The 25,798-nt window shown below is 67.3% G+C and carries 22 protein-coding genes; 11 read left to right on the top strand and 11 right to left on the bottom strand.

The window, feature by feature from the left end:
• Positions 1-44: 44 nt before the first annotated feature.
• Both HB681_RS10955 and HB681_RS10950 read right to left on the bottom strand, forming a co-directional pair.
• Positions 45-551: a hypothetical protein gene (locus HB681_RS10955; protein ID WP_213954833.1), complete on the bottom strand. Its 507-nt coding sequence runs from the start codon at positions 549-551 to the stop codon at positions 45-47.
• Between the two features lie 14 nt (positions 552-565).
• Complete coding sequence (locus HB681_RS10950) at positions 566-874, bottom strand: peptidoglycan-binding domain-containing protein (RefSeq protein WP_213954832.1); 309 nt, start codon at positions 872-874, stop codon at positions 566-568.
• 169 nt (positions 875-1,043) lie between these two features.
• On the opposite strand from HB681_RS10950, the gene HB681_RS10945 reads away from it, so the two are divergent.
• From HB681_RS10945 to HB681_RS10935, 3 genes are all read left to right on the top strand, one after another.
• Positions 1,044-2,480: an aldehyde dehydrogenase family protein gene (locus HB681_RS10945; RefSeq protein WP_213954831.1), complete on the top strand. Its 1,437-nt coding sequence runs from the start codon at positions 1,044-1,046 to the stop codon at positions 2,478-2,480.
• 39 nt (positions 2,481-2,519) lie between these two features.
• A complete protein-coding gene (locus HB681_RS10940) occupies positions 2,520-3,620 on the top strand; it encodes a Zn-dependent alcohol dehydrogenase (protein ID WP_256353993.1) in 1,101 nt (366 codons plus the stop codon).
• A gap of 306 nt (positions 3,621-3,926) precedes the next feature.
• Entirely contained in the window at positions 3,927-5,603 is a 1,677-nt protein-coding gene (locus HB681_RS10935) for a wax ester/triacylglycerol synthase domain-containing protein (protein WP_213954829.1), read from the top strand.
• 115 nt (positions 5,604-5,718) lie between these two features.
• On the opposite strand, the gene HB681_RS10930 is transcribed toward HB681_RS10935, so the two are convergent.
• Complete coding sequence (locus HB681_RS10930) at positions 5,719-8,259, bottom strand: TonB-dependent receptor (RefSeq protein WP_213954828.1); 2,541 nt, start codon at positions 8,257-8,259, stop codon at positions 5,719-5,721.
• Positions 8,260-8,468: 209 nt separating this feature from the next.
• Here HB681_RS10930 and HB681_RS10925 point away from each other — a divergent pair, with 209 nt between their 5' ends.
• Positions 8,469-9,974, top strand: coding sequence for a DASS family sodium-coupled anion symporter (locus HB681_RS10925; protein ID WP_213954827.1), 1,506 nt, complete (start codon positions 8,469-8,471; stop codon positions 9,972-9,974).
• A gap of 15 nt (positions 9,975-9,989) precedes the next feature.
• Here HB681_RS10925 and HB681_RS10920 read toward each other — a convergent pair whose 3' ends face one another.
• Positions 9,990-10,919, bottom strand: a complete 930-nt coding sequence (locus tag HB681_RS10920; protein ID WP_213954826.1) for a LysR substrate-binding domain-containing protein — start codon at positions 10,917-10,919, stop codon at positions 9,990-9,992.
• Between the two features lie 106 nt (positions 10,920-11,025).
• Between HB681_RS10920 and HB681_RS10915 the strand changes: the two genes are divergently transcribed.
• From HB681_RS10915 to HB681_RS10885, 7 genes are read left to right on the top strand one after another with little or no spacing between them, the layout of a single operon-like run.
• A complete protein-coding gene (locus tag HB681_RS10915) occupies positions 11,026-12,510 on the top strand; it encodes a ribulose-bisphosphate carboxylase large subunit (protein ID WP_213954825.1) in 1,485 nt (494 codons plus the stop codon).
• Between the two features lie 13 nt (positions 12,511-12,523).
• The gene (locus tag HB681_RS10910; RefSeq protein WP_213954824.1) at positions 12,524-12,964 is read left to right on the top strand and encodes a ribulose bisphosphate carboxylase small subunit; all 441 of its coding nucleotides are present in this window, start codon (positions 12,524-12,526) and stop codon (positions 12,962-12,964) included.
• A 19-nt stretch (positions 12,965-12,983) separates the two neighbouring features.
• Positions 12,984-13,988, top strand: a complete 1,005-nt coding sequence (cbbX, locus tag HB681_RS10905) for a CbbX protein (protein ID WP_213954823.1) — start codon at positions 12,984-12,986, stop codon at positions 13,986-13,988.
• Positions 13,985-14,716, top strand: coding sequence for an HAD-IA family hydrolase (locus tag HB681_RS10900; protein WP_213954822.1), 732 nt, complete (start codon positions 13,985-13,987; stop codon positions 14,714-14,716). Before cbbX ends, HB681_RS10900 begins: the two co-directional genes overlap by 4 nt.
• 18 nt (positions 14,717-14,734) lie before the next feature.
• Positions 14,735-15,808 (top strand): class 1 fructose-bisphosphatase, encoded by a 1,074-nt coding sequence (locus tag HB681_RS10895; protein ID WP_213954821.1) that lies wholly within the window; start codon positions 14,735-14,737, stop codon positions 15,806-15,808.
• Between the two features lie 22 nt (positions 15,809-15,830).
• On the top strand, positions 15,831-16,715 hold the full coding sequence (locus HB681_RS10890) for a phosphoribulokinase (protein WP_213954820.1): 885 nt from the start codon (positions 15,831-15,833) through the stop codon (positions 16,713-16,715).
• Positions 16,715-17,404, top strand: a complete 690-nt coding sequence (locus HB681_RS10885) for an HAD-IA family hydrolase (RefSeq protein WP_213954819.1) — start codon at positions 16,715-16,717, stop codon at positions 17,402-17,404. Before HB681_RS10890 ends, HB681_RS10885 begins: the two co-directional genes overlap by 1 nt.
• 105 nt (positions 17,405-17,509) lie before the next feature.
• Here HB681_RS10885 and HB681_RS10880 read toward each other — a convergent pair whose 3' ends face one another.
• The 7 genes from HB681_RS10880 to HB681_RS10850 all read right to left on the bottom strand — a co-directional run bounded on the left by HB681_RS10880 (position 17,510) and on the right by HB681_RS10850 (position 25,768).
• Complete coding sequence (locus HB681_RS10880) at positions 17,510-18,073, bottom strand: NADPH-dependent FMN reductase (protein ID WP_256353994.1); 564 nt, start codon at positions 18,071-18,073, stop codon at positions 17,510-17,512.
• Positions 18,070-19,995 carry a chorismate-binding protein gene (locus HB681_RS10875; protein ID WP_213954818.1) on the bottom strand — a complete coding sequence of 642 codons (1,926 nt, stop codon included), beginning with the start codon at positions 19,993-19,995 and terminating at the stop codon, positions 18,070-18,072. Before HB681_RS10875 ends, HB681_RS10880 begins: the two co-directional genes overlap by 4 nt.
• A 5-nt stretch (positions 19,996-20,000) precedes the next feature.
• Positions 20,001-20,819: a formylmethanofuran dehydrogenase subunit C gene (locus tag HB681_RS10870; RefSeq protein ID WP_213954817.1), complete on the bottom strand. Its 819-nt coding sequence runs from the start codon at positions 20,817-20,819 to the stop codon at positions 20,001-20,003.
• Positions 20,816-21,748: a formylmethanofuran--tetrahydromethanopterin N-formyltransferase gene (gene fhcD / locus HB681_RS10865; protein WP_213954816.1), complete on the bottom strand. Its 933-nt coding sequence runs from the start codon at positions 21,746-21,748 to the stop codon at positions 20,816-20,818. Before fhcD ends, HB681_RS10870 begins: the two co-directional genes overlap by 4 nt.
• Before the next feature lie 82 nt (positions 21,749-21,830).
• Positions 21,831-23,522 carry a formylmethanofuran dehydrogenase subunit A gene (locus HB681_RS10860; protein ID WP_213954815.1) on the bottom strand — a complete coding sequence of 564 codons (1,692 nt, stop codon included), beginning with the start codon at positions 23,520-23,522 and terminating at the stop codon, positions 21,831-21,833.
• Entirely contained in the window at positions 23,519-24,757 is a 1,239-nt protein-coding gene (locus HB681_RS10855) for a formylmethanofuran dehydrogenase (protein WP_256353995.1), read from the bottom strand. Before HB681_RS10855 ends, HB681_RS10860 begins: the two co-directional genes overlap by 4 nt.
• 300 nt (positions 24,758-25,057) lie before the next feature.
• A complete protein-coding gene (locus HB681_RS10850; RefSeq protein ID WP_213954813.1) occupies positions 25,058-25,768 on the bottom strand; it encodes a HisA/HisF-related TIM barrel protein in 711 nt (236 codons plus the stop codon).
• Positions 25,769-25,798: the final 30 nt, after the last annotated feature.

Genomic DNA, 25,798 nt, shown 5'->3' with positions numbered 1-25,798 from the left:
GCCCGGGCCCATTGCGGCCCGATTTTTGCGTGCCCGCCAATTCGCTACGCCGTCGGCTGCGGAATCTCGATGTGAAATGCCGGATCGCCATTGGCCGGCGAGAAGAACCTGGAAATCAGGCTGGCGGTCCTGGCTTTTTGCAGAGCCGCCAGGAATTGCTGGCTATTCGCAATGGACGACGGCGCAATATCGATGACATTCAATGCCGTCGGGTCGGCGCAATGGCGGCTCACATTGCCGGGGCCGAGCAAATTGATCTTGTCCGCCATGGCAGCCACGATGAGTTGCCGGCCATGACCATTGGGCTTCAGCCGCTGGTATTCGCCGATGACTTCGTCGCCGGCCGGCCCGTACAGGGCCAGTTGCCTTGCCACGCTGGTCGACTCGAGGTTGGCGTACATCGCACTCGCCTGGCGCGCCGGCGAACGCACCGTGCTGGTGATGACGCATGAGTTGAGGCCCGCATCGGCCAGCACATCGCGCAAAACCTGCCTCGAATGCTCACTGACCACGGATGCGTCGGCGCTGGGAACGAAATTGATGGAGGGCATCGCAGCGCTTCGGGTCAGGCAAATGCCTTTTGGCAGAGGGCGGTAGAGGTGTCGCCCGTCAGGTCGCCGGTGACCGGCAGGCCCATTGCGACCTGGAAACCCTTGAGTGCGTCCCGGGTCCTGTTGCCCAGCATGCCGTCTATTTTTCCGGTGGAATAGCCGAGCAGGAACAAGGCCGCCTGCGCGGCGCGCATCTCGATATTCGGCGTGGACCCGGACGAGAAACGCCCGTATTGGATGTTCAGTTTCACGTCATATTGGTTTTGCGCAAATGACGGTCCGTCCTGGCGGGTCATCGGCACGGCCTTGGCAACAAAATCCATTTGTCCTCCTGATCGTCACGGTGACGGTTGGCGATAGGGGGACTATTGCCCCGCGCGCCGATGCACACATCCCCTTGCGGGAGGACGCGCGGCTGCCCTCCCCCCGCTTCGGGTGGCGACGCAACCGGACGGCGGACGGAATCATGGGCGCTTACGCAAAAAGGACTTCATGATTCCGGACCACCCTGCCCTGCAAGACGCGCGGCCGTTCCGACTGCTGTCGAACGGCCGACTGCTCGATGCGCCCACCTCTTTCCCGGTCATCGACCCCGCCACGGAGGCGGTGATCGCCCACGCGCCCGACTGCACTCTCGCCCTGCTCGACGCCACGGTCGAGGCCGCGCAGGCCGCCTTCCCGGCCTGGCGCGACACGCCCGTGGACGAGCGCCGGCAAAGGCTCGAAGCGCTGGCCCAATGCCTCCAGGACAATGCCGAGGCCCTCGCGCTGCTGCTCACTGCGGAGCAGGGCCGGCCGCTGGCACTGGCACGGATCGAGGTGCTGGGCTGCGCGCACTGGATCCGCAGCGTCGCGAAGATGGACCTGCCCACCACCCTGCGCACCGACAAGGCCGGCATCGCGTGGACCACGCGCCGCGTGCCGCTCGGCGTGGTCGCCGCCATCGCGCCGTGGAACTTCCCGCTCACGCTTGCCGTGTGGAAGCTGGCGCCGGCACTGCTCTGCGGCAACACGGTCATCCTCAAGCCCTCGCCCTTCACGCCGCTCACGGCGCTGCGCCTGGGCGAATGGATGGCGCCGCTGTTCCCCGCGGGGGTGGTCAACGTCCTTTCCGGCGGCGACGAACTGGGGCCCCGGCTCACTTCGCACCCCGGCATTGCCAAGGTCGCCTTCACCGGTTCGACGGCGACCGGCCGGCGCGTGATGGCAGCGGCGGCATCAACGCTCAAGCACCTGACGCTCGAACTCGGCGGCAACGATGCGGCCATCGTGATGCCTGATGTGGACGTGAAGAAGGTCGCGCGCCGCCTGTTCATGGGCGCCTTCCTGAACTCGGGCCAGGTCTGCATCGCGGCCAAGCGCATCTATGTGCACGAGGCGATCTACGACGCGTTCGCGACGGCATTCGTGGCCGCGGCGGAAGCGGCGCGCGTCGGCAACGGGCTCGACGAGGCCGTGATGCTGGGGCCGGTGCAGAACAGGCTGCAGTACGAACGCGTGCGGGAACTCATCGCCGCGACGCGCGACGCGGGCCAGCGCTTTCTCACGGGCGGTTCGATGACCGATGGCCCGGGCTATTTCATCGCGCCCACGGTGGTCGACAACCCGCCGGACGACGCGCGGGTGGTGGTCGAGGAACCCTTCGGCCCCATCGTTCCGCTGCTGCGCTTCTCGGGCATCGATGAAGTCGTGCGCCGCGCGAACGCGACCGAGTTCGGCCTCGGCGCCTCGGTGTGGTCGACCGACATCGCCGCGGCCCGATCCATCGGCGAGCGGCTGGAGGTCGGCACCGTGTGGATCAACAGCGTGCACCTGCTGGATCCGCACGCGCCCTTTGCGGGGCGCAAGCAATCGGGCCTGGGCATCGAGAACGGCCCTGAAGGACTGCTCGAGTTCACAGCCATCCAGACGATGGTGATTTCAAACTAGGGAGCGCTGAGCCTCCCCAAACTCAACCCAAATATGCAAATGCGATCCAGGGCCGTGGTGTTCCGCGGCGAGAACCAGACTGTCCATGTCGAAGACATCCTCGTCGACCCGCCGGGCCCCGGCGAAGTCACGATCAAGATGGCCGCCTGCGGGGTCTGCCACAGCGATCTTTCCGTGACCAACGGCACCCTCCCGCTGCCTGCGCCGGTGATCCTCGGCCATGAAGGCGCCGGCGTCGTCACCCAGGTCGGCGCGGGCGTGACCGAACTGAAAGTCGGCGACCCCGTCATCAGCAGCTTCGTCCACACCTGCGGCAAATGCCGCTACTGCGTCACCGGTCGGGCCAATCTCTGCGAGGGCGGCAGATCGGCGCCCGGCACGCTGTTCGGCGGCCACCGGCGCACGACCGATGGCAATGGCCAACCACTCAACGTGATGGGCGGCTGCGGCGTGATGGCCGAGTACGCCACGCTGCACGAGAACAGCGTCGTGAAGATCGCGCCCGGCGTGCCGCTGGACCGGTGCGCCCTCATCGGCTGCGGCGTGATGACCGGCTGGGGCGCGGCCTGCAACACGGCCAAGGTCGAGCCTGGGTCGATCTGCGTGGTGTTCGGCGCCGGCGGCGTCGGGCTCAGCACCATGCAGGGCTGCCAGAACGCGGGCGCCACGATGATCGTCGCGGTGGACATGCTGGCCCACAAGCTCGACATGGCGAAGACCTTCGGCGCCACGCATGTCATCGACGCATCGAAGTCCGGGAACCTTTTGAAGGAACTGCGCAAGCTCACCGGCGGCGGCGCCGACTACGCCTTCGAATGCGTGGGCCACGGCTCGATCGTGGCGCAGGCCTATGCCTGCCTGCGCAACGGCGGCACGGCCGTGGTGGTGGGCCTTTCGTCGCCGGACAACGTGACGACCTTGCGCACGGCCAGCTTCGCGTTCGAGGAGAAGACGCTCAAGGGCAGCTTCTACGGCTCGACCCGGCCGCGCCATGACTTCCCGCGCCTGGTGTCGCTCTACCAGGCCGGCAAGCTCAAGCTCGACGAACTGATCACGAAGCGATACCGCATCGAGGAAGCGCCACAAGCCTTCGAGGACCTGGCGCAAGGGCGCAACGCGCGCGGTGTGATCGTGTTCTGAAGGCGCGAGCCCCTTTCTGCTGCGGTCCTCAGGTTGGCGGCCTCCACGCCGAACAGAGCAAGCGCGTCGGGCCTGCCCGGACAACTCGGCCTGCACGGCAGCCTCCGCAAGCCAGCGCGTGCCTGACGCCGGCTTGCGCTTGTCGAAGCGTGAGAACCGCCATTTCTTCACGCCGGCACCCAACGGACCACCACGGAGGATGGGTAATACTATGAGGCTACAGCGAGGCCGTCACCTCGCCCAGTCCTGCACGCAAAGTACAGGATGAGTGAAAAAACCAACTAACAGATTCAGGAGGAGACCCCCATGCCAGCCCTTTCCATCATCGATGCGGCCATGTTCGTGCTCGAGACGCCCGAGCGTCCGTTCAACATCGGCCCGCTGATCATGCTCGACCCGCCCGCACGCGGCCGCGCAACCTTCGCCGACCGGCTCGTCACCCAGATGCTCAAGCGTCCACCGGGCGTGCCCTTCAGCTACAAGCTGCGCATGCAACCGCTCGGGTTGCCCACGCTGGAGGTCGATCCGAATGCGGACGTCGCCGCACATGTGCACCGCATCACCCTCGCTGCGCCGGGCAGTTTCCAGCAGCTTTCCAAGCTTGTCTGCGAACTGCATGAAAAGCGCCTGGACCGCAGCAAGTTGCTCTGGGAGCTGTACGTGATCGACGGCCTCGAAGGTGGCAAGGTGGCCCTCTACGGCAAGACCCATCACGGCATCATCGACGGCCGCGGCTTCGTGCAGGCGATCTCGGGCTGGCTCGCCACTTCCGCGACCGACACCACCGTGCGCGCGATGTGGGAAGGCGTCTCACGGCCGGCGCAAGAGGGCCCGGTGCGCAAATCCGTCGCTGGGCGGCTGGGCAGCGTCCTGGGCCTGGTCAAGGGAACTGCCGCGTCGGCAGTCGGCCTCTACGCCATGCTTGCCAGGCAGAGCCTGAAGACGCTCGGCGTCGGCGGCTTCAAGAGCCTTTCGTTGCCCTACACCCGCGTGCCGCGCGCGCTCGGTGGCAAGGCTTCCTCGAAGCGCAGCTTCGCCTACTGCACCTTGCCCGTGCGCGAGATGAAGGCATTCGGCAAGGCCCATGGGTGCACGCTGAACGACCTGCTGCTCACCACCGTCGACATGGCCCTGGCTCGCTACCTGGAAGAGCAGGGCAAGCGGCCCAAGGGCGCGCTGATCACGGCGATGCCGGTCGCGCTGGCGGCTGCCAGCGGCGGCAACCAGATCGCCGTGCTGCAGTTTCCGCTCGGTTCGCCAGGCTTGAGCCCGGAAAAGCGATTGGCCGCTGTGCGTGCCGAAACCGCCACCGTCAAGAGCGTCATCGAGAAGTCGACGAATGAGGTGGTGATGCTCTACACCACGCTCGTGCACGGCGTGCCGGCCATGGTGGAGAAAGCCGGCCTGAAGACCGGGCTGCCGATCAGCAACCTGATGATTTCCAACCCGTTCGGCTTTGCCGAACCGCGCTACCTGATGGGCGCCGCGGTCGAGATGGTGCTGCCGGTCTCGGTGGTACCCGCCGGCCAGTTGCTCAACGTCACATCCGTCTCGCTGGCCGATCGCTTCCAGATCGGATTCCTGGCCATGCCAGAGGCGGTGCCTGAAATCGAGAAGGTTGCGCGCTACACGACAGAGGCCTTCGATGAACTGAAGCGCTCGATGAGCAAGGACACGGTGGCGTCCGTCGTGGCCGAGGCGCCAGCTGTCGCCCAGACCCCGCCCCCGGCAAGGCGCGCAGCGCGCCCGCGGCCGGCGAAGGCGATGACCGCCGCACCACGCGGGCGTGCACCGGCCAAGCGGTCGAAGCGCACCGCGTTGGTCGAAGTGGGCGAAGCCACCGCAGCGGCAGCTGCGGCAGCCGTCGCGGCCGTTGCATCTGCCGCGGTCGCCCAGACCGTCGAAGTTGTCGAAGCCCTCCAGGCTGCGCAGAGCCAAGGCGGCCAGGCCCCGCATCGCGAAGCCGAATCGGTCGCAGCCTGAGCGAGGGCGCGCGGCTCGCATTTGACGAGTCGCCGTCCTCCGTCTCCAGGACACCGCGGCTGCCCTTGCAGCAGTCGCGGTTTTTTTGCGTCCGGAGTCCCGCCCGCGGCTGGGTTCAGGTCCCGAAGGTGTAGCGCACCCCCACCCAGCCGGCGCGCGGCGCGCCCGGCGACATCAGGCTGCTTTGGCTCACAGGGAAGTCGCCATTGGCGTTCTGCGGCAGGCCGCGTGCGATGTAGGCACCGGTGTTCGTGAAGCCGTTGGCGCCGAGTTGGCCGCCGGTCGTGTACTTCGTGTTGAATAGGTTGGTCACCTGCACGAAGAACTTCAACCCCGGCCGCGGCTTGTAGTCCACGCCAAGGTTGAACACCGCGTAGCCCGCGCTGCGCCCCGGCCCGGTGTAGTACACGCCGTCGGGCGTGTGCAGGCCGTTCTCGTTGCCGCGCAGGTTGGAACCGCTCGACGCGACCATGTCCATGCCGATGCGCCACTGCGCGGTCGGCTCGTAGTCGGCGTACAGCTTGAGCACTTGCCGCGGCAGCAACGGGATGCGGTCGCCCGGCCGGATCTGGATGGTGCCATCGGTGCCCGGGAAGCCGGCCAGCGCCTGGTCGTTGGTGCTGTTGCCCGACCCACCCACCGTCTCGGCGCTGCGATAGGTGGCGTCGAGCAGCATGAAGTTGCCGCCCAGCGTGAGGCCGCCCGTGGGCTTGGCGCTCAAGCCCATCTCGATGCCCTGCCTGCGCGTCTTGCCGAAATTCTTGAAGTAGCCGAAGCCGGCCGAATTGTCGGACACGAAGAGCAGGTCATCCTTGTTGTCGGAGCGGAACACGCCGAAGTTCCAGGCCATCTTCTGCGACACGATGCCGCGCAGGCCGGCCTCGAAGGTCGTCGTCACCACCTGCTTGAGCGGCGGGTCGCCGGCGAATGAGTTGGGCAGCTTGCACGGGCTGGCCGGATCGGCGCAACCCAGTTCGATCGCCGTCGGCGCGCGGCTGCCCTGGTTCACGCCGGCGTACACCGTGACGGCCTCGCTCGGCGCGAAGGTCAGCCCGATCGCGGGGTTGAACCGGCTGAAGGTGTAGCTGCCATCCAGCGAGCCGGGGCCGCCGCCGGGCGTGATGCCGTCGGTGTTGTCGACCTTGGTGTAGTTGTAGCGACCCGACAACGTGAGGTGCGTCTGCTTGTTGAATTCGATGGTGTCGGTGGCATACAGGCTGCTGGTGTTCGAGCGGCTCGACAAGGCGACACGCGCATCGAAGGCGTTCTCCGAATCCTGCGAGCCATCCGCGAAGGCGCCGGGGCCGAACACCGGCGTGACCGTGCGGTCGGGGTTGAGATAGCCGAACTGGGTGCTCTGCCCGAAGGTGGTGCGGTTGCCGTCATAGGCCGCGCCCACCACGAACAAGTGCCCGATGTCGCCGGTCTTGGCGTCGGCGGACAGTTGCGCCGCCAGGCCGTAGTTGTCCTGCTTCGACTCGGTGCGGTTGATGAGGCCGTTGCACTTCTCGTTCGGCTCGGTGTTCAGCAGGGCGTTGGCGATGCAGCGCCACTTGGGGAACGGCGTGTTGGCGGCGGTGGCGCCGCTGCTCGGGTAGCCGGTGAAGCCGGCCGCGGCCAATGCCGCGCGTTCGGCCGCGCTTGGCTGGTAGACCGACTCCTCGAACGAATCGTCGTTGAGGTCGCCGTTGAATGTGTTGGTCTTGATGTTGCGGTAGTAGATGTTGCCCGAGGCGGTCCAGGTGTCGTTCAGGGCCTGGGTGATCGCCAGGTTGACGGAGGCGGCCTTGTTCCTGGTGTTGTCGGGAATGGTGCGCACGCTGGACCAGTCGCGCTGCAGCGCGCCGATTTCCTGCGTGCCGTTGCCGGTGAGGTCGTTGTCGGCGAACGAGGCCGACAAGTAGACGCTGCCGTCGCGCGTGGTGCGGCCGACCTTGGCAAAGAGCTGCCGCACGTCGGAAGGCGAGTCGACGCGCCAGCCGTTCTCGTGCAGGCCGTTGCCGGTGACGAACCAGTTCCAGCCGCTTTCCTTGTCGCTGCCGCCGGTCTCGAACTCGAGCGCGGCGCGGCCCCAGGAGCCGCCCGACAACTGCACCGAGGTGCCGGGGTTGTGCAGGCCGTCCTTGGTCTGGATGGCAATTGCGCCGCCCAGCGTGTTGAGGCCGAACAGCGGGTTGCTGCCGGGCATCAGCGCCATCGTCGAGATGGCCGAGCGCGGGATCAGGTCCCAGCTCACCACGTCGCCGAAGGGCTGGTTCAGCCGCACGCCGTCCATGTACACCGACAGGCCCTGCGGCGTGCCGAGCAGCGGGGATGCGGTGAAGCCGCGGTAGTTGATGTCGGGCTGGAACGGGTTGCCCTGGGTCTCGTTCACGGTGACGCCGCCGATCGCGCGCGAGAGGTAGTTCGACAGGTCCGGCGCATGAATGCGCTCCATGTCGGCACCGGTGCTCGTCTGCACATTGGACGGGATGTTGTCGCGCGGCACGTCGATGCCGGGCAGCGGTGTCGGCGTGACGACCGTGATGGTGGGCAGCATTGGTGGCGGGGCTGCCGCATCCTGCGCGGCGGCTTGCATCGAGTGGCACAACAGCAGGCTGGCCGCGGCCAGCGGCGCCAATGAAAAGACGGGAAATCGAACGCGGCGATGCTTCATCTGTGGAGTCTCCTCGGGCTACGAAATTCTTCTGAACCGGACGCGCGTGCGCGCCCATCGCCCAAGGTATGCGGTGTCTTTCTGCGGCGACAGGGAAAACTTCCCGACGTGTTGACTTGCCGGCGCTTGCGTTGCGCCGGAGCCGAAACCGCACGACACTGGCGCCCCGCCGGCACCGCCGCCTGCCCCCCAACGCTGAGGATCGCACCATGCTCGCGCGTCTCAAGGCGACGTTTCGCTATTTCAACGAAGCGGTGCCCTTCCGGCTCGGACCTGCGCTGATCGCCACGGTCGTGTTGTTCGCGCTGCTGTTGATGCCCACGCCCCAAGGCCTCACGCCGAAGGCCTGGGACCTGGTGGCCATCTTCCTGACGACGATCGTCGCGATCATCCTCAAGGTCATGCCGATCGGCGTCATGGCCATGATGGCGATCGTGATCGTCTCGCTGTCGCAGGTCACGGCGGACTCGTCGAAGGGCGCGATCGCCGACGCGCTGAGCAGCTTCGCCAATCCGCTGATCTGGCTCATCGTGGTGGCGATCCTGATTTCACGCGGCCTGAAGAAGACCGGCCTGGGCAGCCGCATCGGCCTGCTGTTCGTCGAGTTGCTGGGCAAGCGCACCATCGGCATCGGCTACGGCCTGACGGTGTGCGAACTGGTGCTGGCGCCCTTCACGCCCAGCAACACGGCGCGCGGCGGCGGCATCGTGCATCCGATCATGAAGTCGATCGCCAACGCCTTCGACTCCGATCCGGCCAAGGGCACCGAGGGCAAGGTCGGCACCTACCTGGCGCTGGTCAACTACCACGCCAATCCGCTCACCTCGGCGATGTTCGTCACGGCCACTGCGCCCAATCCGCTGGTGCTGGACTACATCGCCAAAGCCAGCGGCGGTAGCCTTCATCTGACCTGGACGACGTGGGCGCTGTGCATGCTGCTGCCGGGCCTGGCCTGCCTGCTGGTGATGCCGTTGGTGATCTATGTGCTCTCGCCGCCGCAGCTGAAGGCGACGCCCAACGCGGTGGAATTCGCACGCACCGAACTCGCGCGCATGGGGCCGCTGTCGCCGAAGGAAAAGGTGATGCTCGGCACCTTCGCCCTGCTGCTCCTGCTGTGGGCCAACGTGCCGGCGATGCTGCTCGGCCCGGCCTTCACGCTGGACCCGACGGTGGTCGCGTTCCTCGGCCTCTTCGTGCTCATCATCACCGGCACCATCGACTGGGACGACGTGCTGTCGGAGAAGAGCGCCTGGGACACGCTGGTGTGGTTCGGCGCGCTGGTGATGATGGCCGAGCAACTCAACAAGCTGGGCGTGATCACCTGGTTTTCGGAGGCGATGAAGGACGCCATCGTGGCCAGCGGCATGGGCTGGCTCGCCATCGCGGCGACGCTGGTGCTGGCCTTCGTCTTCTCGCACTACCTGTTCGCCAGCACCACGGCGCACATCAGCGCGATGCTGCTCGCGTTCCTGGCGGTCGGGGCGCAACTGATCCCGGCCGAATACGCGGCGCCTTTCATGCTGATGATGGCCGCGGGGTCGTCGATCATGATGACGCTGACGCACTATGCGACGGGCACCTCACCCATCATCTTCGGCAGCGGCTTCGTCACGCTGGGCGTCTGGTGGCGCGTGGGCTTCGTGATGTGCGTGGTCGAGTTGCTGATCTTCGCGGTGCTGGGCGGGGTGTGGTGGAAGGTGCTGGGGTATTGGTGAGGCACCGGCCCTCGGCTACGGCTGCTCCATCTCGGTCCCGAACATCGCAGCCATGTGCGCCTCGGCCCGTTCCAGCATGAAGTAGCGAAAGGCCTCGGCGGCTGGCGACAGCATCTTGGCCACGGCATTCACGAGGTGCCAGCGCCGCATCAAGGGCAAGCCCTCCACGGACGGCGCCGCGATCAGGCCGTTGCGCCATTCCAGACCGATGGTGTGCAGCGACACCAGGCTGACACCGAGCCCCGCCATCACCACCTGCTTGATGGCCTCGTCGCTCGGCAACTCCATGATGAACATCGGCTGCAGCCGATGCGCCGCCAGGAATTCCTCCAGCGCCGCGCGCGTGCCCGAGCCCTGCTCGCGCACGATGAAGCCTTCACGCACCAATGCGGCAGCCGGGATGGCCTCGGCCTTGGCGAACGGGTGGTGGGGCGATGTCACCAGCACATGCGGGTGCATCGCAAACGGTTCGGCCCGGTTGGGCCATTCCCGCGGCGCGCGACCCATGACCGAGAGATCGACTTCATTGGCTTCCATCAGCGCGGCCAGTTGCTCGCGATTGCCCAGGCGCAGGCGTACGTCGACGGCGGGATGCTCTGCATGGAACTGCGCGAGCAACTGCGGCAGGAAGTACTTGGCCGAACTCACCATGCCGATGGTCAGCTTGCCCGACTCGACGCCCTTGAAGCGGGCCATCGCATCCTCCGCTTCCTTGAAGGTGGCGAGCAGTCGGCGCGCGTAGACGAGGAAGTATTCGCCCGTGGTCGACAGCGACAGGCGCCGCCCGGTGCGGTCGAACAGCGGCATGCCGACCTGCAATTCCACCTCCTTGATCTGCATCGACACCGCGGGCGGCGTGAGGTGCAGCGCCTCTGCCGCGCGCTGCACGCTGCCCTGGTGGGCAACCTCCACGAAGACGCGCAACTGGCGAAAGGTGATGTGCATGGTTAAGTATTTCCTTAACGACCCGCAAACAAATCGTGAATTTACCTTAGCTCGTCCGGTTCATACAGTGGCCCTTCCTACCCACTTTCCCGGCTTGGAGGCCCACTTGAACAAACCCTACGAAGAAGGCCTGATCACCGACGCAACCGTGGTCACCAATGAGAGGAAGCGCTACAGCGCGGGCGTCCTGAAGTACCGCCAGATGGGCTACTGGGACCCGCACTACGAGCCGAAGGACACCGACGTGCTCTGCCTGTTCCGCATCACGCCGCAGGACGGCGTGGACCCGGTGGAGGCCGCCGCGGCGGTGGCCGGCGAATCCAGCACCGCCACCTGGACCGTGGTGTGGACGGACAGGCTGACCGCCTGCGACAGCTACCGCGCCAAGGCCTACAGGGTCGACCCGGTGCCGGGGCAGCCGGGCCAGTACTTCGCCTGGGTGGCCTACGACATCATCCTGTTCGAGGAAGGCTCGATCGCCAACATGACGGCCAGCCTGATCGGCAACGTGTTCTCCTTCAAGCCGCTGAAGGCGGCGCGGCTGGAGGACATCCGCATCCCGGTGGCCTACGTGAAGACCTTCAAGGGACCGCCGACCGGACTCATCGTGGAGCGCGAGCGGCTCGACAAGTTCGGCCGTCCCTTGCTGGGCGCCACCACCAAGCCGAAGCTGGGCCTCTCCGGCCGCAACTACGGCCGCGTGGTGTACGAGGGGCTGAAGGGCGGGCTGGACTTCATGAAGGACGACGAGAACATCAACTCGCAACCCTTCATGCACTGGCGCGACCGCTTCCTCTACGTGATGGACGCGGTGAACAAGGCGAGCGCCGCCACCGGCGAGGTCAAGGGCAGCTACCTGAACGTGACCGGCGCAACGATGGAAGACATCTACGAACGCGCCGAGTTCGCCAAGGACCTGGGTTCGGTCATCGTCATGATCGACCTGGTGATCGGCTGGTCGGCCATCCAGAGCATGTGCAACTGGGCGCGCCGCAACGACATGATCCTGCACCTGCACCGCGCCGGTCACGGCACCTACACGCGGCAGAAGAACCACGGCGTGAGCTTCCGCGTCATCGCCAAGTGGCTGCGGCTGGCCGGCGTGGATCACATGCACACCGGCACGGCGGTCGGCAAGCTGGAAGGCGATCCGATGACGGTGCAGGGCTACTACAACGTGTGCCGCGACAGCTACACGAAGAAGGACCTGCCGCGCGGCCTGTTCTACGACCAGGACTGGGCCGACCTGAAGAAGGTGATGCCGGTGGCCTCCGGCGGCATCCATGCCGGGCAGATGCACCAGCTGATCGACCTGTTCGGCGACGACGTGGTGCTGCAGTTCGGCGGCGGCACCATCGGGCACCCGGGCGGCATCCAGGCCGGCGCGGTGGCCAACCGGGTGGCGCTCGAATGCATGGTCAAGGCGCGCAACGAAGGCCGCGACATCCGGAACGAAGGGCCGGAGATCCTGCAGGCCGCCGCGCGCTTCTGCACGCCGCTGAAGCAGGCGCTCGACACCTGGGGCGACATCTCCTTCAACTACACGCCCACCGATACCAGCGATTTCGCCACCACGCCATCCGTCGCCTGAGGAGACCCACACCATGATGACCAACCCCACCGGCCGCATCACGCAAGGCCAGTTCAGCTTCCTGCCCGACCTCAGCGACGACGAGATCACCGCGCAGATCCAGTACGGCCTCGACAAGGGCTACGCCTGGAGCGTCGAGTACACCGACGACCCGCACCCCCGCAACACCTACTGGGAGATGCACGGCGCGCCGATGTTCGACCTGCACGACGCGGCGGGCGTGATGATGGAACTGCAGGCCTGCCGCAAGGCCTTCCCCAGCCACTACATCCGCATGATGGCCTTCGACTCGACGCGCGGCGTGGAGACCATCACGATGAGCTTCATCGTGAACCGGCCCGCGGAGGAGCCCGGATTCGGCCTGGTGCGGCAGGAGTCCAACGGCCGGACCATGCGCTACACGGTGCGCAGCTACGCCACCGAGCGGCCGGAGTCGCAGCGCTACGGCAACTGAACGACAGCAGGACACTCGCATGACCGCACCGCTCTACGCCATACCCGGCGCCAAGGCCACCGCCATGCCCGAGGCGGCCGAGGCGGCGGTTGAGCCCACGGCGCCGATACGGCCGCGCTCGGTCGCCGACGTGCTGGCAGAGAGCAAGGTGGAGTCGGTGCTGGACGAATTGGAGCGCGACCTGATCGGCCTGGTGCCGGTCAAGTCCCGCATCCGCGACATCGCCGCGCTGCTGGTGATCGACAAGCTGCGCGCACAGCACGGCCTGGCCGCGCAGGCGCCATCGCTGCACATGTGCTTCACCGGCAATCCCGGCACCGGCAAGACCACGGTGGCAATGCGGATGGCGAAGATCCTCCACAGCCTGGGCTACGTTCGCAAGGGCCACGTCGTCAGTGTGACGCGCGACGACCTGGTCGGCCAGTACATCGGCCATACCGCACCCAAGACCAAGGAAGTGCTGAAGAAGGCGATGGGCGGCGTGCTGTTCATCGACGAGGCGTACTACCTCTACCGCCCGGACAACGAGCGCGACTACGGGCAGGAGGCCATCGAGATCCTGCTGCAGGTGATGGAGAACCAGCGCGACGACCTGGTGGTGATCCTCGCGGGCTACAAGGACCGGATGAATACCTTCTTCCAGTCCAACCCCGGCATGAGCTCGCGCATCGCGCACCACCTCGATTTTCCGGACTACGACGGCGCCGAGCTGCTGCAGATCGCCGGGCTGCAACTCGAATCCGCGCACTACCGCTTCGGCGCCGGCGCGCGTGAAGCCTTCGACGCCTACCTGCAGCGGCGCATCGCGCAGCCTCACTTCGCCAATGCGCGCAGCGTGCGCAATGCGCTCGACCGTGCACGCCTGCGCCAGGCCAGCCGCCTGTACGCCGACCGCGACAGCCCGCTGACGGCCGAGGCGCTCAGCACCCTTGCCGCGAGCGACATCCTGGCCAGCCGCGTGTTTACCAACGAGCCCCCGGGGCCGGGCTGTGCCCGGCCCGCCCCCCAAGGAACCTCCCCATGACCTCCCCTCGCCTGCGCGCACTGATCTTCGACGTCGACGGCACGCTGGCGAATACCGAGCACGCCCATCGCGCCGCATTCAACGAGGCCTTTGCCGAAGCAGGCCTCGACTGGCATTGGGACGTACCGCTCTACACGCGGCTGCTGGAAGTCTCCGGCGGCAAGGAGCGCATCACCCATTACTGGCGGGAGACGCGCGGCGACATCAGGGCCATCGACGCCGGCGCGCTGGCCGACACCGTGCAACACATCCATGACCACAAGACGGCCGGCTACGAGCGCAGGGTCCAAGAGGGCAGCGTCCAATTGCGTCCGGGCGTGCTCAAGCTGATCGAGTCGGCGTTCAACGAAGGGTTGCACCTGGCCATCGCGACCACGACCTCGCCCGTCAACATCGTCGCGCTGCTGCGCTCGGCCATCGGGCCGGCCTGGTCCTCTTACTTCCAGGTGATCGAGGACGCGTCGACCGCGCCGCACAAGAAGCCGCATCCACAGGTCTACCTCCAGACCTTGCAGCGCCTGCGCCTGCCGCCCGCCGAATGCCTGGCCTTCGAGGATTCCGCCAACGGACTCAAGGCTGCGCGTGCGGCACGGCTGGCGACAGTCGTCACGCCCAACGCCTTCACGGCCCACCACGACTTCGCCGGCGCGCTGCGCATCCTGCCCAGCCTTCAAGGCACGACGATCGCGGACCTCCGCAGCTGGCACGCGGCGGCGCAAACCCAATAGCAACCTTGAAAGACCGCCATGCCCCTCTCCCAACGCGCCACGCTCACGCGCTACCTCATCGAGCAACGCCGCCGATTTCCGGACGCGAGCGGCGACTTCAATGCGCTGATCCTCGACGTTGCATTGGCATGCAAGGCCATCGCTCGCGCGGTCGCTTTCGGCGAATTGGGCTATGCGACGAGCCAGCTCAGCGGCGAGCTCGAAACGCGCAAGCCGCTCAACGTCATCAGCAACCAGGTCTTCACCCACATGAACGACTGGGGCGGCCACTGCGCCGGCATGGCGTCGGAGGATGCGAGCGAGCCGCACCAGATCCCCGCGCAGCACCCGCGCGGGCGCTACCTGCTGGTGTTCGATCCGCTCGACGGCGGCTCGAGCAACATCGAGGTGAACGTGTCGGTGGGCAGCGTCTTCAGCGTGTTGCGCGCGCCGCCGGAGGTGATCGAGAGCGGGCGCGACGTCATGGCAGCCGACTTCCTGCAGCCGGGCGCGGCCCAAGTCGCGGCGGGCTATGCGCTGTACGGGCCGACCACGATGCTGGTGCTGTCCGTGGGCAACGGCGTGGCGGGGTTCACGCTGGACCCCAACCTCGGCGAGTTCATGCTGACCCATCCGGACATCCAGGTCCCGCCAGAGACCGAGGAGTTCGCGATCAACGCCTCCAACAGCCGCTTCTGGGAAGCGCCGGTCAAGCGCTACGTCGACGAATGCCAAGCCGGCAAGACCGGTGCGCGCGGCAAGGACTTCACGATGCGATGGATCGCCTCGATGGTGGCCGAGGCGCACCGCATCCTCATGCGCGGCGGTGTCTTCCTGTACCCGCGCGACACCCGCGACCCGATGAAGGTCGGCCCGCTGCGCCTGCTGCATGAAGCCAACCCCATCGGCTTCATCATGGAACAGGCCGGCGGACGTGCGAGCACCGGGCGCCAGCCCTTGCTGGGCGTGGTGCCGACATCGATGCAGCAGCGCATCGGCCTGGTGTTCGGCTCGCGCAGCGAGGTCGAGCGCATCGAGCGCTACCACCGCGAACCGGCCGGGGCGGAACTGGAAAGCCCCCTGTTCGGCAAGCGCAGCCTGTTCCGCGCCTGACGTCCGACCACGCAAGGAACCCATGTCCGAACGCCACCCCATCATCGCCATCACCGGCTCCTCAGGCGCCGGCACCACCTCCGTCACGCGGACCTTCCAGCATGTCTTCCGGCGCGAGAACGTGAACGCCGCCATCATCGAAGGCGACAGCTTCCACCGCTACGACCGCAAGGAAATGAAGCAGCGCCAGGCCGAGGCCGAGCGCGCCGGCAACATGAACTTCAGCCACTTCGGCGCGGAGAACAACCTGTTCCCCGAACTGGAGGCGCTGTTCCGCGACTATGCGGCCACAGGCGTCGGCCGGCATCGCAAGTACCTGCACGATGCCGACGAGGCCGCACCCTACGAACAGGAACCCGGCACCTTCACGCCCTGGGAAGAGCTGCCCGAGGGCACCGACCTGCTCTTCTACGAGGGCCTGCATGGGGCAGTGGTCACGCCCGAGGTCAACGTCGCGCAGCATCCGGACCTGCTGATCGGCGTGGTGCCGGTGATCAACCTGGAATGGATCCAGAAGCTCTTCCGCGACAAGACGCAGCGCGGCTACAGCACCGAGGCGGTGACCGACACGATCCTGCGGCGCATGCCCGACTACCTGCACTACATCTGCCCGCAGTTCAACCACACGCACGTGAACTTCCAGCGCGTGCCGATCGTCGACACCTCCAACCCCTTCACGACCCGCACCATCCCGACGGCCGATGAAAGCATGGTGGTGATCCGCTTCGCCCAGCCCAAGGGCATCGACTTCCAGTACCTGCTCAGCATGATCCATGACTCCTGGATGTCGCGCGCCAACACCATCGTCGTGCCCGGCGGAAAGATGGAGTTGGCGATGCAGTTGATCTTCACGCCCTTCATCTGGCGGATGATGGAACGGCGCCAGCGGGCGTTGAGTGCTATCTGATGCAATCAACGATCGCCTTCCCATACGACCTGGTGATGTTCGACCTGGACGGCACACTGGTCGAGACCGCGCCGGAGATCTGCGATGCGGTGAACGACACCTTGCGCTACCTCGGACTGCCCGCCGTGGGCCAGGCGCAGGCGGAGCGCTGGATCGGGCACGGCACGCATGAACTGCTGATCGAAGCGCTGGCCTTCGCCACTGGCACGGATGCGACGGCGGTGCGGGGCAACGAGAGCCTGGCCTCCACGGCGGCCATCTTCGACAGGCACTACCAGCGACGCTGCGGCACGCGCAGTCGCCTGTATGCGGGGGTGCGCGAAGCGCTGGCCCACTTGCGCTCCAGCGGCGTGAAGCTCGCCGTCATCACCAACAAGGAAGCCCGCTACACCGAGACCGTGCTTCACGTGCACAGCCTGCAGGACAGCTTCGACCGCGTGATCAGCGGCGACAGCCTGCCGACCAAGAAGCCCAACCCGGCTTGCGTGCACGCCTGCCTGCACGAGTTCGGCGTGCCGGGGACGCGCGCGCTATTCGTCGGCGATTCGTCGATCGACGCGGCCACCGCGCGTAACGCTGGCGTCGAGGTGTGGCTGCTGCCTCACGGCTACAACATGGGGGCGCCGATCGAGCAGTGCCGGCCTGATCGGGTCATCGCGGATTTCTCGGCATTGGCCCGCGCGGCTTGAGCGCACGAGACCCGGATCGATCGATGCTCCGGCTCGCTTGCAACAACATCCCCGGCGATGACGTGATGCCGAGCGCCATCGTCACGGGACACCCGGCAGTCTCCCTCAGTTCATCCGCTGGACTGCGGCAATCCACTTGGCAAAGGCCTCCATCTGCCCAGTGACGACCCTGCGCGTACTTTCGTCCGTGCAAAGACCCGCTGCATCGAACTTCGCAGCCGCATCGCCGACGAACACCTCGGGCTTCACCAAGGTCATCGCGTTGACATACAGCAGCACCTTGCGCAAGTCGTACTGGACCCCGGCGCCGCCGCGTGGACCAGGCGTCGCGCTGAGAAGGGCCACCGGCATCTGCGAGAACGGCTGGTCCTCGCCGCGGCTGATCCAGTCGATCGCGTTCTTCAGCATGCCGGGGATCGAGAAGTTGTATTCGGGCGTCGCGATGACCACCCCATCGGCGCGCCGGATGCGCTCTCGCAGCGCGGCAACCTGCGGCGGCATTCCCTGCGCGGCAAGAAGGTCGGCGTCGAATGGCGGAACGTCGCGCCACTCGACGACTTCCATCGCCATGCCCTGCGGCATCGACGACGCGGCCAGCTTCAACACCATCCTGTTGAGAGAGGCGGCGCGCAGGCTGCCGCAGAGGCCGACGATGTCCAGCGTGCTCATGGTTTCCATTCGACGGGGGAGTCTGGGACGGCTTGGTGCAGCAGTTGCGCGGGCAACGCGCCGCGCAGCGCGTTGCAGACGACGACGGCCTCTGCCCGTCGCAGGTCTGCAATGGTCATGCTGCGTTCGACGGCGCCCCACAGCGCGCCATCTTCAAGCAGGCAGGCGCGCATCACGCCGGGCAGTGCGCCGTCGCTGACCGGCGGTGTGCACCACCGCCCTTCGATCTTCAGGAACACCGAGGTGCGACCGCCTTCGACGAGGCGGCCGTCTTCTGAAAAGAACAGGCTGTCGAATGCGCCGCAAGCTTCTGCCGCGCGCACGCCTTCGTCATACATCCTGCGCAGCGTGGTCTTGTGTGCGGCCAATGGATTGAAGCGGGGCAGGCGCTCGTCGGTCACCCGCAGCATGACGGTCTCGCTGGCCAGCGCCGCGAGCGGTGCATGCTGGAGTTGCAGCCGACCATCGTGGCGCAGCGCGAGACGCAGCCGCCAACGCGTACCCGGTGTCAACGCCAGCGTGCGCTCCGCCAACGCTGCCTTCGCTTCAGCCGGATCGAAACCGAAACCCAGCACACGCGCGCTGTGCGCCATGCGTGCCAGATGCCGATCGAGGTGGTGAACAACGGGCCGCGCACCCGCCTCCTCCGAGGCCGCCAGCATCGTCTCGAACAACTCGAAGCCCGGGTCCAGACCCGTCAGGAAGCGCGCCTTCAAATGACATTCCTCGAACTCGTCCTCGGCCCGGCTGTCCGCCACGATGCCCGCGCCGATGCCCAGGCGCACCGGTCGCAGGCCTCGCGATTCACGCCCCAGCGTGAGCGTGCGAATGGCGACCGACAGGCAGAACCCACCCACCTTCGCACCGCCCTGCGGCGCATCCATCCAGCCGATGGCGCCGCAATAGAGCCCGCGCGGCGTCGTCTCCAGGCCGGCGATCAATTGCATCGTGTGGTGCTTGGGCGCGCCCGTGATCGAGCCGCACGGAAAGGCGGCGCGCAGCACATCCGGAAACCCGATCTGCGGCCTCAGGCGGGCCCGCACCGTGGATGTCATCTGGAACAGCGTGCTGTGGTCCTCGATGGCGAACAGGTCCCTGACCTCCACGCTGCCGACCTGCGCGATGCGGCCCAGGTCGTTGCGCAGCAGGTCCACGATCATCACGTTCTCGGCCCGGTTCTTGACGTCGATGGCCAGGTGGCGCGCCGCCTCGCTGTCGCCTTCAGGGCCCTGCGCGCGGGACACGCGAGAGGCCGTGCCCTTCATCGGCCGGGCCGTGAGCAAGCCCTCTTCGTGGCGCAGGAAGAGTTCCGGCGAACAGGAGAGCACATGCGTCACCGCATCGCTTCGTTCGCTCGCCGGCAACGCGATCAGCGCGCCATAGGAAACGGGCTGGCGCCGGCGCAGGCTGCGATACAGCGCCACCGGCGAACCATAGGCTTCGCCATGCAGCCTGAAGGTGTAGTTGACCTGGTAGGTCTCGCCAGCGGCGATGGCCTCCTGAATCCGCGCGATGGCCTCCATGAACGCCGGCCGATCGACACTGGGCGACAGGTTCATCACGCCAGTCGCCGAAGTGCCTCCGCACTCGAGGCCTTCGAGCCACTCGTTTGCCTCGTCGGCCGAGAGTCGCGCGAGATCGCGAAACACCAGCACGCGCAGCGCGGACGCATCGTCACGCGCCAGCCGCTCATGCCCCGCCCGCAGCAGCCTGGCGCCCCATTCGTAGTCCATCAGCAGCACCGCATGCAAGCCGCTGCGCAGGTCCGCATCCACCTGAGCCCACATCCCATCGAGCGCGGCTGGATCGGTGCAGCAGTGCTCGCGCACCAGGCCCTGGTAGAGCCGGCTCGTCGGCCGTTCGCGCGTCGCGTCGCGATCGTCGAGCAGCGCGAAGCATGGACGGGAGATTTGCAATGTCATCGCCGTTATTTTGCGGCGATCAGTTCACCCTTGCCGTCGGCCGAGAGGTCACCGAGGTGCCGCTCGATGCGTCTCGAAGCCAGCGTCGCGAACGGCCCGCCCTGTCGAGCGAGATCGCGCGCCAGCAGTTGCCAGATGACATCAACCGCCGCGATGGCTGGAACGAACGTAGCTGCAGGCTCAAACCCCGCGGGCGCCGAGGCCAGCACCACGCTGCCGCGCCGCATCCCGTACCCGACATGCGCGCCAACACTCCCGCCGACGGCGATCGTCCCGGCCGCCATGCGCGAAGCGAGGAAGTCGCCGGCGTGGCCATGCACGATCGCGCTGCCGCGCCGCATGCGGTCGCCGAAGCGCGCCCCCGCATTGCCCTTGACGATGAAGGCACCACCGCGCATGCCGTCCAGGCTGCCCGGCAGAGTGCCGGCCGCGAAATCTCCCACGTCGCCCAGCACGGTCAAGCGGCCACCTGCCATTTCGCATGCGGCAAGAAGGCCCGCGCGGCCTTCGACCAGCATTTCGCCCGCGCTCATGCAGCCACCGGTGTAGTGGCCGACCGGGCCCGTCACCCGGATGCTGCCGCCCGCCATCTTCCAGCCCACGCGATCGAAGCGCGACAGGTCGCCGTCGAAGACCAGGGCCTCGTCGCCGTCATTTGGCGTGATGCCGAAGAACTCCGCCAGCGGGACGAAGGCGTTGCCATGGCCCACGGTGATTCGCTCGAGATCGCCGGCTGACATCCCGCTCAGCGCCGCAGGCGTCACGCCGCGCAGGTCCACCCGCAGCGCAGGCTGGGACTTGAGCGCGAATCGCCAGCCGCTCATGGCTGCGCCCCCGCATCGAGCAGCTTGTGCAGATGAAAGTGGAACGGCCCCAGCTTGCCGCCGTAGTTGCCCGCTGAAATGCGCAACAGACCCTTGCCTGCGCCGAGCGCAATGCCGGCCTCCATGCCCACGCGCATCGCTGCGCCGACATCGGCTTCGGTCAGGCCGTCGATCACGATCTCCATCACGCAGCGGGTGTGCGGCGTCAATTCACTGCCGCTGACCAGGCCGTAGAGGCTCGGGCAGAACGCGTCGTTGGTCGATGCACTCAGCGCGGCGTACTTGCTGCCCACCTTCGACCCCGATCGCACCACGCCGCCCGGGAAGGGCATGATCACATTGGGCAGCGCCTTCATCGCCAGCACCGCAGCCTCCGCGACGGCCAGCGCACTGTCGGTGTCGGTGCACAGCAGCAGCAGGTTGCCGCCACCCACGCCCTTGACCACCGCGGTCGTCTCCTGGGCCACGAACTCACCATCCATCACGGGCACGCGCCAATAGCGCACGCCGTCGATCACCTTCGACATCTGCCAGCCATCGCCGAAGAAGCGCAGGTTCTTGCCGAGCGCAATCGCCTCGCCCTCGGCGATGCCCGCGTAGACCGCGGTCGTCGGGCATGTGAGCACGCATTGGCCGACGCGGCGCTCGACCTGCTTGGCCAGTTCCTTGCCGGACATCGCGAACAGCAGCACGCTGAGGCCGGGCCGTCCGTCGGGTGTCTCGGAGGGGGCCAGTTCGCGCTCGATGCCCGCCTCGCATCCGCAGCCGATGACCGACGTGGCCAGGCCCGTCGCCGACGCGGCCGCATGGCGCGCCCAGGTGAGGTTGTGCGCGGAGATGAGGATGCGCGTGGCCTTCATCGGGAACGCCTCGGCGAAGGTGTCGTCGACCTGCACGCCGTTGCGCACCCTCGTCGGAACGGCGGTCATCGTTGCCCCCACGCTCGGCACTTCGTGTCCTCGCTGCCCCCCCAGGGGGCGCGAGCTTGCTTGGGGCGGCCCGGCGCTGCGCTCATGACACACCCTTGAAACAAGCAGCCGGCAACAACCGCCCGCCATTGCAGCAACGGCACAGCTCGTCGCGGCCCATCGCGATGTGATCGAAGTTCACCGAACCGTGCGCGGCGAGATGCCTGCGCAAGGTCTTCTCGATGGATAGGTCGAAGTCGGGCTCGACGAAGTGCGTGCCGCCGACCCGCACGGCGGTGATCCTTCCGCCGCGCGCCACCATCGCGCCATCCTTGAAGACGTACTCCGGCGTCGCGAACATCGCCTCGCGATCGGCCTGCTCGCGGTACACGGCGATGTCCGCCGCTGCGCCCACGCCCAGGTGGCCCCGGTCGAGCAGTCCCAGCAAGCGCGCGGGCGCGGCGCGCGTCATGATGGCGATCTCGTTCAACGTCAGCTCCCGCGCGATCGATTTCAACGCGCACTGGGCCGCCACCTCCGGATGCAGCTTCGCCAGTTGCTCCTCGCGAAAGCTGCGGTCCATCAGCAGGCGGATAAGGTGCGGATAGCTGGTGAACGGCCCGCCGTTCGGATGGTCGGTGGTCAGCACCACACGCCACGGGTCGGTCACCAGCAGAAAGATCTCCAGCCCGATGACCCATTGCAATGCGTTCACGTAGCTTTGCTCGCGGTACCTGAACGGCACGACACCGCAGCCGGCCTCGCACTCGATGTCGCTGCCCGCCCACTTGCGCGGATTGGCAAAGCCGGACTGCGCATGCTGGCGCATCGTGTCGCCCGAGGCCGTGACGGTCTGGCCGAACATGATCTGCCCCACGTCGATGCTGACGTTCGGATTCGCATTGACCGCCTCGGCCAGCTGCAACGCCGCCGACGAGAACTTCTTCGGCCCTTCCGTGCCATAGGCGTGGAACTGCACATGCGTCAGGTGCGCCGGCAGGCCTTCGAGGGCGCGGATGGTTTCCAGCGTCGACTCGATGTTGCCGGCCACACCCAGGTTGCTGCCGTGGATGTGCAGCGGATGCGGCACGCCGAGTTCTCGCAGCGCGCGCGTCAAGGTCTGCACCACCTGGCGCGGCGTCACCTGCCAATGGACATGCGGCTCGTCCACATCGAGCTTGCGCTGGTTGAACTTGAATGCCGAGATGCCCGCCGGATTGACCACCTTCACACCCATCGCCTTGGTGGCATGGATCGTCCAGGCCATGTAGTCGCGAATGGTCTCGAAGTTGCGGCCGCCCTCCCCGCCCTCGGCCAGCAACTGGAGGAACAGCTCGTCGTTCCCCAGCATCACGTAGGCGCCGTGGTCGAGGATCGGCGTGTCGCCCATCTCCATGTGGGCCTGGCGTGCGTTGCTCGCGATCATCGCGGGCTCGAAAGCCGCCGTGTAGCCCATCTCCACATAGCGATAGCCGGTAGCCAGCGTGCCGGGCGTGCAGCCGCCGCAGGAGGCCAGTTCCAGCGGGTTGGCCGGCAACGCGAACGGATCGCCATCGGCACGCTGGAACTCCGGCATCAGCAGGCGCGCCAGGTTGGTCTTGCCGCCGCCGATGTGGGTGTGCATGTCGATGCCGCCGGCCATCACGACACAGCCACTCGCATCGATGTCGAGGTCGACCGCATCGCGTGCATCGAGCACCTCGATCCGGCCATCCTGAACGCACAGGTCGCGCACCGCATCGACCTGCTGCGTGGGGTCGATGACCCGCGCGCCGCGCAATCGCAAGCTGCTCACGTGGCGCTCCTCGCACGCTCGGACCGCACGGCCTGCGTCAGTTCGACCAGCACGTGATCCAGCGTCGGCAGCGTGTCGCGATAGAGCGCCGCGAGCGGCAGCACCGCCCCGCCGTCGGTGCGAATGAGGTGGCCGGGCGATCCGATGCCGGGCGTCGACACCGGAATGAAGACGCCGCCCGGGCGTGCGGCTGCAGGCGCCAGCCCGGGGTGTCCCAGGACGATCAGCGGCAGCGCGGTCGGCGGCGGCACACAGCCGGCATCGAAGCTCGACACCCACAGCAGGCTGTCCACCGCGCCTTCGTCCAGCAGGCGCTGCGTGTCGAAGCACAGGGGCTCATGCTCCAGGCCGCCCGGCCCGGCGCGCGAACGCAAGGGCAGGCCCGACAGCCAGGTGAACACCTCGTTGACGGTCCGCGCGCCATTGCCTCCACCGAGCCACATCGCGGCCGCCCGCGTGCCGGCGTTCAGCTTGGCGACGATGCGACCGACCGTTTCGATGACCAGGTCTCCCTGTGTCGGCAGTCGATCGGTCTGCCCGACGATCACCGCGTAGCGGGCCGCGAGCAGGCGCTTGGCCAAGGCTTCAAGCGCAGGCGGCGCCTCGCGCGCCGCCCGCCCGGCGACACGCGCCGCCAGCAGCGCCAGCGTTCCGAACAAGTCGCCCAGCAGCGGCACCGATTCCGTCGTGACCCCCGGGCGCGCGCCCCATGCCGCGAGCGCGTCGACCTCACCGGCATCGCCGCCCAGCAGCACCACATGCCGCTGCGGCACCACCGCCTCGCCCACGCCGCACCGATCGAAGAACCCCGCCGCATCGCCAGCCGGAAGACCGCCCACGCAGACGATCAGGTCGGCGCGGTTGCGCACCTCGGCCAGCGTGGTCGAGAAGCCGCCACGATCCTGCAGCGCGCGCACACCCAGCATCAACGCGTCGCCGTTGGCTGCATCGCAGATCGCGCCCGTCGCGCAAGCCAGCCGATACAGCGCACGCGCTCCTGCCACATCGGTGCCCAGCCCGCCGAAGAGCGGCTGTCCGCTGCCCGCCAGGATCCGGCATGCCTCTGCGACGGCATCGGCCACTTCGCAGTCCTTGCCGCCGACCTGCGGCCTGGCCGTCGAAGGGCTGGCCGGGAATCGCGCGAGCCCCTCGCGCGCACTCGGGCAATCACCCTCGACCAGCTCGAGCGAAGCGCCAACCCGCGCGCCGAGGTCGTCGCACAGCAGCACGCACATGGGACAGGTCCATCGTGTCGACTCCCCTGGGGTGGCGGGAACGGCTTCGTTCATTTCCATCCCGGCAGCAAGCGACGTGCCACGGCAAGCGCAGCGTCGGCGGCGTGCACTGGCCGAACCTTCGCAAGGCGACGTGGCTTTGCCATCGCGAGTGGATCCCCCAGAACCGAGACACTGTGTCGCGCTCATGTTGCAGTTCTAGCGGCGCGCGTGTCACTGGCGGTCAGGGCCCACTGTCGTTTGCGCTGGCACGAATCGTGATGCAGCCATCGCCATGAGGCGAAGCCATCCCCGGTATCGTCAGCCGCGCACGCGGGGCAGCGCCCCGTCATGCAACGCGCTGGCCACCAGCCAGGCCCCGGCGCCGGCATCGCGCGCTTGCGCCAGGTCGCTTTCGTCGCGAATCCCGCCAGCGCCCACGATGAAGGTCGATGGCGACTTTCGTTGCACTTCGACCAGCGTCTGCAGGTCAGGCCCGGCCCCGGCGCCCACGCGCTCCAGCGTCATCACGATCACGCGACGCGGCCACAACACTGGCTCATCCCAGCAACCCGCCGCGTCCAGCCGCTGGCCGTCGCGCCGGTCCAGCGACAGCACGCCGTCCTCGCCGGATCGCGCACCGCCGAAGCACTGCGCAAGCGCCGCGCGCGATGCCAGCGATTCGCTGCCGAACACCGGAACCATGCGGCTTCCCGCGCTGCCGAGTTGCAGCCGCAGCGCATCGGCCGCATGCGCATCGGCGAAGCCGGCGTCCAGCCACAGCTCCAGCGAGGGCAAGGCTTGCAGCAAGTCGCGCAGCACCGTCCACTGCGCGGGCCGCCCCAGCAAGGCATCGAGGTCGGCCACGTACAACTGCCGGGTAGCGCAATGCTCGCAGAGGATGCTCGCCACGGTGACCGGGTCGCTGCTGCCGCACAGCCGTGACACCACGGGTTGATAGGCTTGGCGGTTGCCGCGCACGGCGCGTACCACCTGGCCCTGCATGAGGTCGATGACCGGAATGAGGTTCATGTCGAACGAACGAACGATTGGAGGAGCATC

Source organism: Variovorax sp. dw_954, assembly GCF_018449755.1.
Lineage (GTDB): Bacteria > Pseudomonadota > Gammaproteobacteria > Burkholderiales > Burkholderiaceae_C > Variovorax.
The sequence above is the reverse complement of the archived record's forward strand: the minus strand, read 5'-3'. Positions and strand labels throughout refer to the sequence as shown.